This window comes from Pseudomonas sp. Pme6b, from assembly GCF_058129925.1.
The window spans coordinates 1,068,777-1,083,581 of record NZ_CM176704.1 but is presented as its reverse complement, the minus strand read 5'-3'; the positions used below and the strand labels follow the sequence as shown (position 1 = coordinate 1,083,581).

General features: G+C 59.1%; 11 protein-coding genes. 8 read left to right on the top strand and 3 right to left on the bottom strand.

Going from position 1 to position 14,805, the window contains the following annotated elements:
* Positions 1–93 precede the first annotated feature (93 nt).
* Positions 94–2,127 carry a pilus assembly protein TadG-related protein gene (locus AC4ANE_RS04825; RefSeq protein WP_002555342.1) on the top strand — a complete coding sequence of 678 codons (2,034 nt, stop codon included), beginning with the start codon at positions 94–96 and terminating at the stop codon, positions 2,125–2,127.
* Here the strand turns inward: AC4ANE_RS04825 and AC4ANE_RS04820 are convergent.
* Positions 2,124–4,892 (bottom strand): PAS domain-containing sensor histidine kinase, encoded by a 2,769-nt coding sequence (locus AC4ANE_RS04820; RefSeq protein ID WP_002555343.1) that lies wholly within the window; start codon positions 4,890–4,892, stop codon positions 2,124–2,126. The genes AC4ANE_RS04825 and AC4ANE_RS04820 overlap by 4 nt on opposite strands.
* On the bottom strand, positions 4,882–5,337 hold the full coding sequence (locus tag AC4ANE_RS04815; protein WP_002555344.1) for a TadE/TadG family type IV pilus assembly protein: 456 nt from the start codon (positions 5,335–5,337) through the stop codon (positions 4,882–4,884). The genes AC4ANE_RS04820 and AC4ANE_RS04815 overlap by 11 nt, the downstream gene beginning before the upstream one ends.
* Before the next feature lie 75 nt (positions 5,338–5,412).
* On the opposite strand from AC4ANE_RS04815, the gene AC4ANE_RS04810 reads away from it, so the two are divergent.
* Both AC4ANE_RS04810 and AC4ANE_RS04805 read left to right on the top strand, forming a co-directional pair.
* Complete coding sequence (locus AC4ANE_RS04810) at positions 5,413–5,883, top strand: prepilin peptidase (protein WP_031594980.1); 471 nt, start codon at positions 5,413–5,415, stop codon at positions 5,881–5,883.
* A 170-nt stretch (positions 5,884–6,053) separates the two neighbouring features.
* A complete protein-coding gene (locus AC4ANE_RS04805) occupies positions 6,054–6,842 on the top strand; it encodes a response regulator transcription factor (RefSeq protein WP_032701664.1) in 789 nt (262 codons plus the stop codon).
* A gap of 7 nt (positions 6,843–6,849) precedes the next feature.
* On the opposite strand, the gene AC4ANE_RS04800 is transcribed toward AC4ANE_RS04805, so the two are convergent.
* Positions 6,850–8,505, bottom strand: a complete 1,656-nt coding sequence (locus AC4ANE_RS04800; protein ID WP_002555347.1) for a response regulator — start codon at positions 8,503–8,505, stop codon at positions 6,850–6,852.
* A gap of 301 nt (positions 8,506–8,806) precedes the next feature.
* On the opposite strand from AC4ANE_RS04800, the gene AC4ANE_RS04795 reads away from it, so the two are divergent.
* The 5 genes from AC4ANE_RS04795 to AC4ANE_RS04775 all read left to right on the top strand — a co-directional run bounded on the left by AC4ANE_RS04795 (position 8,807) and on the right by AC4ANE_RS04775 (position 14,734).
* Positions 8,807–9,886 carry a DUF2333 family protein gene (locus AC4ANE_RS04795; protein WP_002555348.1) on the top strand — a complete coding sequence of 360 codons (1,080 nt, stop codon included), beginning with the start codon at positions 8,807–8,809 and terminating at the stop codon, positions 9,884–9,886.
* Entirely contained in the window at positions 9,886–10,431 is a 546-nt protein-coding gene (locus AC4ANE_RS04790) for an NUDIX hydrolase (protein ID WP_002555349.1), read from the top strand. Before AC4ANE_RS04795 ends, AC4ANE_RS04790 begins: the two co-directional genes overlap by 1 nt.
* Before the next feature lie 188 nt (positions 10,432–10,619).
* A complete protein-coding gene (locus AC4ANE_RS04785; protein WP_002555350.1) occupies positions 10,620–10,991 on the top strand; it encodes a translation initiation factor Sui1 in 372 nt (123 codons plus the stop codon).
* Positions 10,992–11,091: 100 nt separating this feature from the next.
* Positions 11,092–13,005: an arginine decarboxylase gene (gene speA, locus AC4ANE_RS04780; protein ID WP_031594981.1), complete on the top strand. Its 1,914-nt coding sequence runs from the start codon at positions 11,092–11,094 to the stop codon at positions 13,003–13,005.
* A gap of 322 nt (positions 13,006–13,327) precedes the next feature.
* Positions 13,328–14,734, top strand: a complete 1,407-nt coding sequence (locus AC4ANE_RS04775; protein ID WP_031594982.1) for a type VI secretion system Vgr family protein — start codon at positions 13,328–13,330, stop codon at positions 14,732–14,734.
* The last annotated feature ends 71 nt before the right edge of the window (positions 14,735–14,805 follow it).

Genomic DNA, 14,805 nt, shown 5'->3' with positions numbered 1-14,805 from the left:
TCAAATCTGGCACCTTGCCAGTGCTCTTTCGAGGCGTTGACTACACTCCCCTGAAGCAGGTGAGTGAGCAACGGCGTGGCCGAAGGAGTGCTGATGTCCCCACTGGATGGTTATACGGCAATGCCCGCCCGGCAACGCGGCGCCATAGGCATGATGGCCGCGCTCACATTGGGATTGGCGCTGCTGTGCACACTGATAGTGGTCGACAGCGGCAGGCTGTATCTGGAGAAACGCTCGTTGCAGCGGGTTGCGGACATCGCCGCCCTGGAAGCTGCGGGGCGCAGGGGAACGTGCAGCGGGGCGGCCACCGCCCCCGGTTTCGCCACACAAAGTGCCACGCGTAACGGCTTTACCCCGAATACCGGAGGTCGAACGCTAACCATCCTCTGCGGCACCCTTACAGTGGGCCTGCAGAGCCAGCGCGTATTTGTCGCGGACTCCACCCAGGCACTGGCCATTCAAGTGGTCGCGGCGCATCCGGTGCCACGAAGTATTGCTGCCGGTATTGTTGCCCTGTTCGAAAAAACTCCCTCCCCTGCGAACATCACGATCAGCGCCACAGCCGTGGCTGCCAGTGCCGCGCCACTGGCGGCACTCACCATTCGCAGTGCGGCCGTAACAATGGACAGCACTCGGGCGGCCATTCTGAACCCACTCATCGGCAGCCTGCTCGGTGGCACACTCAACCTGAGCGTAGCGAACTGGCAGGGCCTCGCCAGCACCGACCTCAGCCTGTTGAGCTATCTGAACCGACTCAAGACCGACCTTAACCTGACTGCGGTCGGTTACAGCGAGGTGCTCAACACATCGGTTTCTGTCAGCCAGTTGATCCAGAGTGCTATCCATGTGCTCGACCCCGGCGCGACCTTGAACGGTACGGCCACCATTGCGGGCCTGCAGGCCTTGAAACTGGCGGCTGGCGCAACCACTGTGTTGCTCGGCGACGTGCTGTCGATACAGGGCAGTTCGGACCTCGCTGCATTGAATACCAACCTGCGCCTTCTGGACCTGGTTCAAGGCCTTGCGCAACTGGCCAACGACAAGACCGGCATATCGACAGCTGCGCAGATAAATGTAGGCACCCTGGCACAGGTCACCACACGATTTCAGGTCGTTGAGCCGCCTCAGTTATCGGCCATCGGCGACCCGAGCAAGATCGACCCGCTCAATCCCAAAATCGGTGCCAACCGGATCTACGTGCGCACCGCGCAGATGCGCGCGCTGGTGTCGATCAATCTGCCGGTGCTGGGCACCATCACGTCATTGGCCAACACTGCGGGCTCTGTGGTCGGCAGCCTGACACCGATCCTCAATAGCGCGTTGAGCCTGAACATCGCGGGCCTGGTGACATCAGCCACCTGCGCCGCAGGGCTAAACAGTTGTATGGTCACCGATTTCAAGTTTCTGACCTCGGACTCTTCTGCCAGCGCCGGCCCCAGGATAGATCTGAGCCTGTCGCTGGCCAGCGCCGACACCTATGTCACCGGCTACACCTGTACCAGCAACACCAGCAAAACCTTGAGTGTCAAAACAGATGCAGGATTGCTCAGCGCCAAGGTTGGCTGGATTGACAGCACGGCAGCGTTTCCTGCCAGCACTGACCCCTCGGCAATCACCGTACTGCCTCTACCGGTGCTGGATATAGGCACCAAGACCTGCCAGAAGATAGCGGGACTGTTGGGCAACTGCACCGCCCGCACCCCCTTCGGCGGTGGCGGCATAGGTCTCACGTTCGACACGGTAAGCCAGTCGCCGCTGGGCAGCTCAACGGTCGTCAGTACAACCTTCAGCTCGCCCAATCTGCCGGAAATCAACAGCGCGCCCTATTTCCTGACAAGCGTTGCGCACACCAAACCCAGTACGTTGCTGAACGGCACGGTTTCCAGCGTAAAGGTGAATGTCTATAAACCTGCGACCAGCAATGTGCTAGGCAACGTCATTACTGGAGCAGCTGCAACGCTGAACAGCCTGACCGTTGCGCTGGACGCTATTGTGGAGAACACGCTGACCGGCTTGCTGACATCAGTCGTCGACCCGCTGTTCGAGTCACTTGGCCTGAATCTGGGTGCCACCGATGTGGGTGCCAATTTAAGCTGCAACATCGGTCAGGCGACACTGATTATCTAACCGGCGTTGAATATCGGCAGCTCGATCTGGAAACGAGCGCCCTCCCCGACGTTGCCGACGCTGAGCTGGCCGCCCATCTGGTCGACGATGCCGTAGCTGACAGACAAGCCCAGTCCGGTGCCGACACCGACAGGCTTGGTGGTGAAGAACGGCTCGAAAATGCGCTCCAGCAAACGCGGATCAATCCCCCCGCCGTTGTCCTGAACCGCCAGCCGGATGATATTTTCGTCCCGCTCGGCCTCGACGCTGATCCACGGTTCGAAATCCCGGTCTTTTTCCCGACGTGACAACAACGCATCACGGGCGTTGACCATCAGGTTGATCAGCACCTGCTCAAGCTGATCGACATGCCCGCGAACCTGCACGTCTTCGATCATGGTGCCGACCCGCAACTGCACACCCTTGCCTTTCATGCCTTCGGCCAGCATCGAGAGGGTGCCTTCCACCGCCTGCGCCGGATCGAACAGCTGCTCCTCCACTTCAGAGCGCCGACCGAATACCCTCATATGGTCCACCACGCGGGCAGCACGCTGTACCTGCGCGTCGATACGGTTGAGCTTTTCGGTGAGGTATTCGATGTCCACGTCCCCGCGCCCAAGACGCTTGAGGACGTTGACCACCGCCATGCGCATGACATTGAGGGGCTGATTTATCTCATGGGCGAGGCCTGTGGACATTTCGCCAAGCGTGGCCATTTTCGCGCTCTGGTTCAATTGCATCCTGGAGCGGCGCACATCCGTGTTATCACGGCCGACGGCCTGAACCTCGACCAGCGTGCCGTGCTCGTCGAATATTCCCCGGTCGGCCCAGACCCACCAGGCATACTCACGGCCGGGCAGCTCGATACAGATTTCTTCGGTGCTCACCGGCGCTTGCGGGGTGAGCTGACCAATGCGCCGAATGAACGCCTCGCGCTGCTCGTCCGAAAGCCAGTCCCCCAGATTGATCCCGGTCAGTTGTTCCGGCGTGCATTCCATGTAATTGGCCAGTGGACGGTTGCCGAAACTCAGTACCAGATCCGGAGAATAGCGGCAGATCATGGCCGGTGAGTCTTCGACCAGAATGCGGTATCGCTCTTCGCTCTGGCGCACGTGCTCGGCCGCCAGAGTGGCTTCGGTCACGTCCAGCCACAGGCCGACCGCCTCCACGGGCATGCCGAGGTCGTCACGCAACAATCGCGCTTCGTCCAGCAACCAATGGTAGTGGCCGTTCTTGTTGCGCAACCTGTAACGCCGACTGACAACGCCTCCGCGCAACAGCTGCCGGTTACGCTCGAACCAGATGTCGCGGTCTTCGGGGTGAATGTATTCCGCCAGCTGGCCATCTACGCAGTCAGCCAGCGTCCAGCCCAGCAAGGGCGTGAGACTGTCACTGAAAAAGGTTGGCTCAAGGTTGCCGTGATCGTAGCGCTGCACGTAAATCACGGCCGGCGAGCTGGCAATGAGGTTATCCAGCCGGGCGTGAGCGGCCGCTGCTTCGGTTTCCTGATTCTTGATATCACTGACATCGAGCATGAAACCCAACACTCGCTGAACCTGACCACTGATCAGCGCCTGGCCCTGAATACGGTACCAGAGGGTTTCCTGGGCGGAATCGCTCTGTGCCAGACGCACGCAAATCAGCAGCGGCGTGCCTTTGTCACGTAACTGCGCCAGACGACTGGAAAGCTCTTGTCGATCAGCCGGATGAATCAACGCCAGCCAGTCTTGACGCGACAGACTTTCGACCCGGTCACCCAGACGCAGACTGCGCGCCAGTTGCGGTGCCAGCAGGATTTCGTCACGAGCAGGCATCAGCTCCCACCAACCGGTGCCCAGCAGATCCTGAAGCACCGCCAGGCGCTCTACATGGTGACGGTTGTGCTGCTCGGACAAGCGAAAAAGCACCGGCCCGGCCAGCGCCGAACACAGGTTGAGCCACTCGCGCTCACCAAGATCCGGAGCCTGCTGTTGCGGGTTATAGAAACCGAACATCAGCCATGCTTTAGCAACGTTGTCACGGCTGTGGGGGATCAGAAAACCGTCCGCGTTGCCGAAGGCACTCTGCAACGGCCCTTGGTCGACGCCGCCGCCAAACCTGAGTTGATGGGTGATATTGGCATCGAATCGATCCAGCGCATTGCCCAGTCGCTGCCCAACCTGCCATAACTCCGGTGCGGTGTGGGCGCTGTACTGGCAGTAGACACGCCAGCCAGCGCCGCTGACTTCCGGCAATACCAGCGCCAGACAGGGAACGCGCCATAGCTGCGCCAGTTCCTCGAGTTGCTCGGTCACCACGGCAGTCAGCCGGTCTACGTTGCACACGCGCACACGTTCGGCCATTTGCCCGGCAAAGCGCAGGCATTGCTGGCGGCTGCGGGCGGCACTGGCCTCCTCCATCAAGTCGCTGATATCCAGCAGCTGCAACAGCCAGCCCTTGCCATGCGCCTGCACCCAGCCACGGGCGTGCAAGGTATGCGCATCGGCACTCTTGAAGTCCAGGTCCAGCATGTGCCCCAGCCAGTCATGCGGCACGCCTTCAATGACCAGCGCGCTGTTTGGCAGCAACAGATTCATCAACCGCTGCGCAGCTGACAGCGGAGCGGCAATGCCCAACCGCGCAAGCAACTGCGGGCTGATGCTCTGTATCCGTCCTTCGTCATCGAGCAGCACATAAAGGTCGACCCCGACCGGGCCCGGCTCGCGTGACACGGGCACAGCCTGGGATACCGGCGGCGCTTCACCACGGCCCAGCCAACGGCTCAGACGATTTTTTTCAAGGGGCAAGTTGCAGACTCGCTTGTGCAGTAAGGTTGGTCGGCAAGCGCGGAACCTCGCCGATGCCAGGGATCGTCAATAAAGGGAGTACCTGGGTCAATCGGGTCTTGGGGTACTGGATGGTCACCGTCAGAACACCGGCGGTGTAGGTCACGTTGGTATAACTGGCGTTGAAACCCAGCGCAGGCGGCATCCATGACAGCTGATTCATGACGACACTCTGCGCTTGGCTGACCAACAGAGTGTTATAGCCACTCACTGTCGGGCTAAGGGCGACACTTCGGCGCACGGCTTCACTGGCCGCCGCATTGAAAGACTGCATCATAAGCAACGGCAGGCTATAACTCACCACGCCATAGAACACGGCAAAGAAAACAACGAACACCGCAGCGAACTCAATGGCGGCGGCACCTTGCTGCCGATGAGGCAAGGCATGCTGCAGAACGGTTTTCATATCAACGTCTACCCTGACATTTACGGCTTCAACAGAGCATAGATTCTTTCAGGAAAACAGGATGTTTTTTGCTTGATGAAATTATTTCTTCTGCTTGTCTGGTTTGTAATTTGCGCCGAACAGGATGCGCGACGCAAGCACATTTCAAACGGGCTGACACTGGGCGCAACAGCACTGGCGGCCGCCTGGCTGGCAGGCACCGGAACGAGCTGGCTAGGCGCCCCGCCACTGGAAGCCGCGCTGGCACTGGCGCTGGCACTGGGCTTGACGTTGCCTGGTTATGCGCTCGGCAAGCTGGGCGCCGGAGACGTCAAGCTGATGGCCGCACTCGCGCTCGCCTCCGACAGCGTCTATTTACTGTGCACGTTTATCGGCGCAGGCATCGCCGCGCTGACCTGGGTGTTGCTCGCCAGGAAAGTGCAGCATCATATAAACCAACGAGTTGCGCGGCGTTACGCCTATATGTTCCCTGACGCGCCAGATAAATATCCTTTTTCACCTTTTTTATTGGCGGGCTTGCTGCTGACAGTAGCGTTGCTCCATTAGTCGACTCTCGGCCAATTGAAAGTTTAATGCTATGTACATAGTCGGAAAGTACGACTACGGTTAACACATCGCTGTGGCGTACTGTCATTGAACTACCCGAAACGGGTCATACAACGCTTAATCATGTTTTGCTGAATGGATAAAGGTTCCGGTCTGCCGGCCTTAACAGCATGGAGTTGCATGTGGATAACTACCCGGTCACGAAAGTTCTGGTGGTCGACGACCAGCCTCTTATTGTTGAAGAACTCTGTGAGTTTCTGGAGAGCAACGGCTATGCGTGCGTGCGCTGTCATTCAAGCCTTGAGGCCATCGAGCATTTCAGCAGCGACAGCGCTATTGGCATCGTACTTTGCGACCTGGAAATGCCAGGCATGAATGGGATCGAGATGGTCGAAGCCATGAAGATGGCTGGCGGCAAGACGCATCTGTTCGAGGCCATCATGCTGACCGGACAAGCCGAGAAAAAGGACGTCATCAAGGCTCTGCGAGCCGGCATCGCCGATTACTACCAGAAGCCGGTCAACCTTGAAGAGTTGCTTGAGGGTGTCCAGTTGCAGGTGGAAGCGCTGCACGAACGGCAGAAAAACCGTCAGCAATTGGGCCTGCTCAACGAGAAACTTCAGTTTCTGGCCGCATCCATAGACGACCTCTATCAAAATCTGGATAACGTTCAGAACAGGGCGCAGTCCGAGCGCAAAACCAGCCTCGAGAGTGATGCACAGATGCCCGTATCGCTGGCCAAATTGTCACCCCGCCAGCTTGACGTCGCGCGCCTGGTCAGCAAGGGGCTGACCAATTACCAGATTGCCTGCGAACTGGGCATTACCGAAAACACTGTCAAACTCTACGTGTCCCAAGTGCTGCGCTTGACCCACATGCATAACCGCACCCAACTGGCCTTGGCATTTTCACCCGGCAAATCGGCAGAGCGGCAAAAGCTGATCGAAAGCCAGGACTGAAACCGAATCAGGCCTCGATTTCCGTCAACACGACGTTATAGGGCACATCCACCAGGGCCGAATGCACCTGATTGCGGCCCGCGTGCTTGGCGCAGTACAACGCAGTATCCGCCTGTGACGCAAGGCTCAGACTGTCGTCATTAGCCCCCAGAGAAACGACCCCGGCGCTGAAAGTGCAAAACAGATCGGTCGGCTGCGCGGGGTAATGGATCTCCGCAAAGCGATGGCGGATCTCATCAAGCACTTTATGGGCACTTTGAATGTCGGTATCGGGCATGACGATGGCAAACTCCTCACCACCGTAACGACCGATGAAGTCGGTCTTGCGCAGGCGCTGCTTGAGAAACAGCGCCAGGCTTTTGATGACGCGATCTCCCATAGGGTGACCGTGGCTGTCGTTGACCTTCTTGAAGTGGTCGATATCGAGCATGGCAAAACACAGCGGCTTACCCTCGCGTCGCGAGCGAAAGCTGCAATCTTCCAGCAGTTGCAGGATGTGCGTGTGATTGTAGAGCCCGGTCAGGCTGTCACGAACCATGCGCGCCTTGAGGCTGCGGGCTCTGGCGGCGCGATTGCGAACCGTGGTGATCAGGTGGCGTGGCTTGATCGGCTTGGTGAGGAAGTCATCGCCGCCCTCGCTCATGGCGTCAAGCTGCTTGTCCTGATCATCCTCGGCCGACAGGTAAATGATCGGCACGCTGACATAGCGGTCATTATGGCGAATGACCTTGGCCAGCTCAGTCCCGGTGCAACCAGGCATGTACATGTCGAGAATGATCAGGTCCGGCTGAAACTCCGCCAGTTCGGACATTGCCTGAATCGGGTCGAGCAGAACCCGCGTAACAATTCCGGCTGCATTCAGAATGCGTTCGGTGTGCATTGCCTGAGCGCGGGAATCGTCGATGATCAGCACTTTATAGGGTTCGTATTGAGCGACGCAGGTCAAGACTTCGATTTTTTCCAGCAGACTCGACGCTTCCAGCGCGCCGGTCAAAAACTCTTCGCCACCGGCCCGCACTGCTGCGAGGCGGGTGGGCGTATCGGTTTCGTTAAGGCTGAAAAACAACAGCGGAAGCTTCTGCTCCAGGCCTTCCTGAGCCTGTGAAGCCAGCTTCAGACCCTGACCGGCCCCGCTGAAATCGACATCCATGACAATCGCCGCCGGATGCCGTTGCGCCATTGCGCGCTGAAACTCGGCAACACTGTGCAACGACAGAGCTGCCAGACCGAAAAACTCCAGCTGCTTGGCCAGACGCTCGGCCCGCTCATGGTCCTGAAGCACCACATAGACCGGCTTGCGCAGCGGAGGCAGCGACGTTTGCTCAAGCTGGTCGCCATGCCGCAGCCCGGTGCGGGAGAGACGTTGCATCAGACGATTGAGGTCAGTGATGACGCGGCTGTTGAGGCGACCGCGATTGGCTTCGACAGCCTCAAGTGCCTGGTTGATGTCATGCGCCAGTGAAATGTGTTCAACCTGCTCGAAGCGCTCGGCAAAGCGCAGTAAACGCAACGTCGACTCCTTGAGCTCAGCCATGTCGCCAGCCGACCACTCGGCTTTCTGCAGACGTTGCCACGTCTCCAGAATCTGGCGTGCCTGGTGGATGACCCTTTGGGCAAAATGATGCTTCAGGCGATCTCGGCTAGGGTCTTCTGGCTCGGTCATATTGAGACTACTGTGGTTTTACTGAGCGATACGGCTGATGGCGCTATGCTAGCACCTCCGTTACAACAGAACAGTGCCGTAAGTCACTTATTTGACAACATTTTGATGGCGCTTAGCCATTACTCAAAATCAATCGACTGATAAAGCCTGGCTATAGGCCTTGAGTTGCAACCTGGAAGTTGAAAGCAATTCGCTTTTGGCTTGAAGCTCGAAGCTTGCAGCTGCCCCGATCGCACCTTAGGGTAAGGTTGCGGTCGAACCCCACGTGAAGCATTCAACTCAAGATCGAAAGGACCCTACCATGCTGGATTGGAAGAACCGCGCAGGCAGCGCGGGTGAGCGCACCGCTGACACTTCATCGGTCAAACGCCGCGGTTACCTGGGTAACCTGTTCTATAGCCGCGCTCTGGGCGCCTTGATCTTGATTTACCTGCTGGTTGCACTGGTAGTCGGCTGGTACTGGAGCAAAGAGCCTGCACTGTTCCCTGTACAACAGAACGCTCAAGCCGCCGCCGAGCGCGAAGGCAAGCCAATGGTTATCGGCTACACGACGGTTGAAACGCTCAAGACCGTGGCTGGCACCCTGCTCAACAAGCGCGGTGGATATCTGTCCAACGACCGCATGCCACCGGGCTTGTGGCTGGACAACATTCCAAGCTGGGAATACGGCGTACTGGTGCAGGTGCGTGACTTGAGTCGTGCGCTGCGCAAAGACTTTGCCCGTTCCCAGTCTCAATCTGCCGAAGATGGCGATCTGGCTCGCGCCGAGCCGCTGTTCAACTTCAACAATCGCAGCTGGATCCTGCCTTCCAGCGAGTCGCAATACGCCGAAGGTATCAACTCTCTGAGTCGCTACCAGGCACGTTTGTCCGACCCGAACCAGAAAGGCGCGCTGTTCTATGCCCGCGCCGACAACCTGAACAACTGGCTGGGTGATGTCGGCACCCGCCTGGGCTCGCTGTCGCAACGCCTTTCGGCCAGTGTCGGTCGGGTCAAACTCAACAGCACGCTGAAAACCGAGGCCGCTGTTTCGGTCAAGCCTGGCGAAGTACCGCAGGTAGACGAGGAAATCGTCGAGACCCCGTGGCTGGAAGTGGACAACGTGTTCTATGAAGCGCGCGGTCAGGCCTGGGCTCTGTCGCATCTGCTGCGCGCCATCGAGGTCGACTTCGCCGATGTACTGGCCAAGAAGAATGCGACCGTCAGCGTGCGTCAGATCATTCGTGAGCTGGAAGCGTCCCAGGAACCGCTGTGGAGCCCGATGATTCTGAATGGCAGCCCGTTCGGTGTGTTCGCCAACCACTCGCTGGTCATGGCCAACTACATCTCGCGTGCCAACGCCGCGGTCATCGACCTGCGCCAGTTGCTGAATCAAGGCTGATGTCTATTCCCGCCAACGAGGCCGCGCACCGTGCCGCCTCGGATGCCGAGCAGATCGCCTGGGTCGACGAGCAGGACCGACTGCTCGGCTCGCGGGTCCGCGCCGACTTGCGCGAGCGCGGACTGATCGGGCGCGGCACTTATATCCTGCTGTTCAACAGTGCCGGTGAGCTTTGCGTGCATCGGCGCACACTGAGCAAAGCGATTTATCCCGGTTATTGGGATGTCGCCGCAGGCGGAATGGTGCAGGCGGATGAAAGCTATGACGAGTCCGCTGCCCGGGAACTGGAAGAGGAGCTGGGCGTCAGTGGCGTACCGTTGCAGGCCCACGAACGGTTTTTCTTCGATCAGCCGGGCAACCGGCTCTGGTGCGCCGTGTTTTCAGCCGTGTGGGACGGGCCCTTGAGATTGCAGCCCGAAGAAGTGCTGGAAGCGCGCTTCATGCCCATCGCCGACGTTCTGCATCAGGCTGAAAAAATCCCTTACTGCCCGGACTCGCTCGCGGCGCTGAAACGCTACCTGCAGCAGATAGAGAATGCTCAGTAAGCCAGTGTTCAGAAATTGGCGTATCCAGCCCCTTAGCAACCGGTCTGTTTGCCGTTACACTGCGCGACCTTTTCAAACTGGACCGGCCCTGCCGTTTCAGTAGCGCTGCCCCTGCCAGAGTGGGGCTTCGCGGTCGATGGTTCGTGTGAGCCCGACCCATCTTCAGTCCTCAACAAGAGGATTTTTGCGTGGCTAAAAAAGCCGCTTCTCTCGCCGCCCTTGGTGGCCTGGTGTTTTCAACCGACGCAGGGCGTCACTGCCCGGATTGTCGTCAGCCCGTTGCCGACTGCACCTGCAAACAGACCGCCATCCCCGAAGGGGACGGTATTGCCCGCGTGCGCCGGGAAAGCAAAGGCCGCGGCGGCAAGACCGTGACTACCATCAGTGGTGTCCCGCTGGCAGAAGAGCCGCTCAAAGAACTCGCCAAGGCCCTCAAGCAGCGCTGTGGCACAGGCGGATCGCTCAAGGACGGCGTAATCGAGATTCAGGGCGATCACGTCGAACTGCTATTGGCAGAGCTGATCAAAAAAGGCTTCAAGGCTAAAAAGTCCGGCGGCTGAATCCGCGTAGCGGGCAGCGAATCAAATCGTCATTTCAACTCATTACACTGCGCCCAGCTGGCTATTGGCTGGCGCAACGACTTCTTTATAGGGGACTTCGATGTCCGTACGACGCACACGCAAAGACGATGGCAGCCAATGGACAGTTGCGGACAGCCGCAGCGTTTATGGTATTCGCCATTGGGGCGCGGGTTATTTTGCAATCAACGAAGCAGGTCGCGTTGAAGTCCGTCCCAATGGGCCGGACAGCTCGCCCATCGACCTTTACGAACAGGTCGACAACCTGCGCAAGAGCGGCCTGTCGCTGCCCTTGCTGGTGCGCTTCCCCGACATTCTGCAAGACCGTGTGCGTCAACTGACCGGTGCATTCGACAGCAACATCGCGCGCCTGGAATACCAGAGCCAATACACCGCGCTGTACCCGATCAAGGTCAACCAGCAGGAAGCGGTGGTGGAAAACATCATCGCCACGCAGAACGTCTCCATCGGTCTGGAAGCGGGTTCCAAACCGGAGCTGATGGCCGTGCTGGCATTGGCGCCCAAAGGCGGCACCATCGTCTGCAACGGTTACAAGGACCGTGAGTTCATACGTCTGGCGCTGATGGGCCAGAAGCTGGGCCACAACGTATTCATCGTCATCGAGAAAGAATCCGAAGTCGAGCTGGTGATCGAAGAAGCCGCCGAGCTGAAAGTCGCCCCTCAGGTAGGCCTGCGCGTGCGTCTGTCTTCCCTGGCGTCGAGCAAATGGGCGGACACCGGCGGCGAGAAATCCAAGTTCGGTCTGTCGGCCGCACAATTGCTGTCGGTGGTCGAGCGCTTCCGCAAGGCCGGGCTCGATCAGGGCATCCGCCTGCTGCACTTCCACATGGGCTCGCAGATCGCCAACCTGGCTGATTACCAGCACGGCTTCAAAGAGGCTATCCGCTATTACGGCGAACTGCGCAAACTCGGCCTGCCGGTGGATTACATCGATGTCGGCGGCGGTCTGGGCGTCGACTACGACGGCACCCACTCACGCAACGCCAGCTCGATCAACTACGACATGGACGATTACGCAGGTGTGGTGGTCGGCATGCTCAAGGAGTTCTGCGATGCGCAAAGCCTGCCGCACCCGCATATCTTCTCGGAAAGCGGCCGCTCGCTGACCGCCCACCACGCCATGCTGGTGGTCCAGGTGACCGACGTCGAGAAGCATAACGACGAAGTGCCGGAAATCTCCGACAAGGAAAGCCTGCCGGAAACCGTGCAGTGGCTGGTGGACCTGCTGGGTCCGACCGACATAGAAATGGTCACCGAAACCTACTGGCGTGCCACGCACTACATGAGCGACATCGCTACCCAGTACGCCGATGGCAAAATCAGCCTGGCGGAGAAAGCACTCGGCGAACAATGCTACTTCGCCGTCTGCCGCCGCCTGTACAACTCGCTGAAGGCACGTCAACGCTCACACCGTCAGGTGCTCGACGAACTCAACGACAAGCTGGCCGACAAGTACATCTGCAACTTCTCGGTGTTCCAGAGCCTGCCCGATACCTGGGCCATCGGCCAGGTGCTGCCGATTCTGCCCTTGCACCGTCTGGACGAAGAGCCGGTGCGCCGCGCCGTGCTTCAGGACCTGACCTGCGATTCCGACGGCAAGATCAAGCAGTACGTCGATGAGCAGAGCATCGAGACCAGCATGCCGGTGCACTCGTTGAACGGAGGCGAAGACTATCTGCTGGGGATCTTCCTGGTAGGCGCCTATCAGGAAATTCTGGGGGACATGCACAACCTGTTCGGTGATACCGACTCGGTGAACATCTACCAGAACCCGGACGGCAGCGTTTACCACGCGGGCATCGAAACCCACGACACCATCGAAGACATGCTGCGCTACGTGCATTTGTCGCCGGAAGAACTGATGACCCATTACCGGGACAAGGTCGCCAGCGCCAAGATTACCCCGCGCGAGCGTACCTACTTCCTCGACGCCCTGCGCCTGGGGCTGACACGCTCTTCGTACCTGTCGTCCTGATTCCAGGATTTGCGATGGGGCCTGCAATTGGGGCCCCATCTACTGTGACTGTGGTGCCAATGCTGTGCACTCATCGTTACAGGCAAGTTCTGATAAGCCAGGAGAACGAGGCCAAACGCCTTGTTTCGGGGTGCGTTCCGGCCTCTTCGCGAGCAAGCTCGCTCCTACGAGACTTATGCGTTGGCGCGATGGTCATGCGCACATCGTAAGCCGCTACCAACATTCCCTGTAGGCAACGTCCTGTTCTACCTGCAGCCCTCTACCCTGCCCGTTTTCTACGCCAGAATTCGCGGTCGCATTCCCGGTAGAGAAGCACTCCATCATGCCCGACCCCACCAGCGCGCCGCTCTTTCGTCTGGAAATTGCCCGCCTGCAGCGCTGCTTCACTGTCATATCGTTCAGCGCAAGCGAGGCGATCAGCCAGCCTTTTACATTTGAACTGGACATTCTTGGCGACGGCCTGGATCTGGACCTGACCGGCCTGATGTACAAACCTGCCTCGCTGAGCTTCGGAAGCCGGAAGAACTTTCACGGTCAGATTCAAGGCGCGACACGCAAGCATTACCAACCCGGCCCGGCGTGTTACACGCTGATAATGGGGCCTCGACTGGCCTGTCTCGGGTTACGCCACCAGTCGCGCATCTTTCAGCACATGACCGCCACCCGGATCATCACCCATGTGCTCGAAGAACATGGCCTGAAGAACTGTTTCCGTTTTGACCTGCCGACCGAGTGCCGCGAACGCGACTGTTGCGTGCAGTATCAGGAATCCGACCTGCAACTGGTCCAGCGCCTGTGCGCAGAAGAAGGCATTCACTACCACTTTGTCCATTCACGGCATCGCCACGAACTGGTATTCGGCGCCAACCTGCACGGGTTTGCGCGCAGCCCTGTCGCACGCTGGCGTCAATTCGCGCAACAGTCCGGGGTGACCCGGTTTGCCGTCACCGAGCATGCAACGGATCTGCCCGGCAGCCGCGCAGCCCAGCACGCGACAGGCGAGAGTACCTTGCCGTTCGTGACTTGCGCAGAACTGCTGCCGCTGGCCGACCATCCCGAGAAGAACTGGAACCACATGTGGCTGATCACCGAAGTCCGGCATCGCTTTGGCATCGTTGATGGCAATGACCGCGGGGCATCGGAACGCTACTCGAACCAGTTCAAGGCCATACCATGGGAAGTCGGCTTCAGAACGCCTGCCCCGGCACCGTGCGCGCCCATTGCGCATCTTCAGCGAGGCTGGATCATCGGCATCAGCGGCGAACCGGCAAGGCTTGATGCGGCAGGCCGGGTGCGCGTCTGGCTGGAATGGGAGTGGCAGCACCCGAATGATCCAGGCAGTGGCTGCTGGCTGCATCTGGCGCCGGGGCTGGATATCGAATGTCGCGCCGGTATGTCAGTGGCGGTGAGCTTTTCTGAGGATGACACACACCCACCACTGATCATCGGCGGTCTGCCGGCGCAGGAGGCGCGTCGCGAGAATGATCCAGCGCCTGTCGAAAACGTTCAAATGCACCTCGACCGGCAAATGTTCATTGGCGCTGACCGACTGCTGCAACTGGCAGACGGGGTCTGCCTATACCTTGGTGAAGGCAGCAAAGTCACACTGGATGCGGGGTCCAGCACGGTGCAGATCGACGATGATGGCCTGACACTGAGCAGCCCGCGCATCAGCTTTGCCAGCAAGGCGAATGGCCGTTCTTCGGGTGATCCGGACGCTATTGAATGACGTAGCAGTAACTATGCGGCACTGGGGCGAAGCGCGACGGTCTCAGGCATATCCGACTTATCTGCCAGAGC

Excerpts from the sequence above, each read along its gene's own strand:
- AC4ANE_RS04805 (WP_032701664.1), top strand. The coding sequence starts at position 6,054 with ATGGAGTTGCATGTGGATAACTACCCGGTCACGAAAGTTCTGGTGGTC.
- AC4ANE_RS04795 (WP_002555348.1), top strand. The coding sequence starts at position 8,807 with ATGCTGGATTGGAAGAACCGCGCAGGCAGCGCGGGTGAGCGCACCGCT.
- AC4ANE_RS04810 (WP_031594980.1), top strand. The coding sequence starts at position 5,413 with ATGAAATTATTTCTTCTGCTTGTCTGGTTTGTAATTTGCGCCGAACAG.
- speA (WP_031594981.1), top strand. The coding sequence starts at position 11,092 with ATGTCCGTACGACGCACACGCAAAGACGATGGCAGCCAATGGACAGTT.
- AC4ANE_RS04800 (WP_002555347.1), bottom strand. The coding sequence starts at position 8,505 with ATGACCGAGCCAGAAGACCCTAGCCGAGATCGCCTGAAGCATCATTTT.
- AC4ANE_RS04825 (WP_002555342.1), top strand. The coding sequence starts at position 94 with ATGTCCCCACTGGATGGTTATACGGCAATGCCCGCCCGGCAACGCGGC.
- AC4ANE_RS04775 (WP_031594982.1), top strand. The coding sequence starts at position 13,328 with ATGCCCGACCCCACCAGCGCGCCGCTCTTTCGTCTGGAAATTGCCCGC.
- AC4ANE_RS04790 (WP_002555349.1), top strand. The coding sequence starts at position 9,886 with ATGTCTATTCCCGCCAACGAGGCCGCGCACCGTGCCGCCTCGGATGCC.
- AC4ANE_RS04815 (WP_002555344.1), bottom strand. The coding sequence starts at position 5,337 with ATGAAAACCGTTCTGCAGCATGCCTTGCCTCATCGGCAGCAAGGTGCC.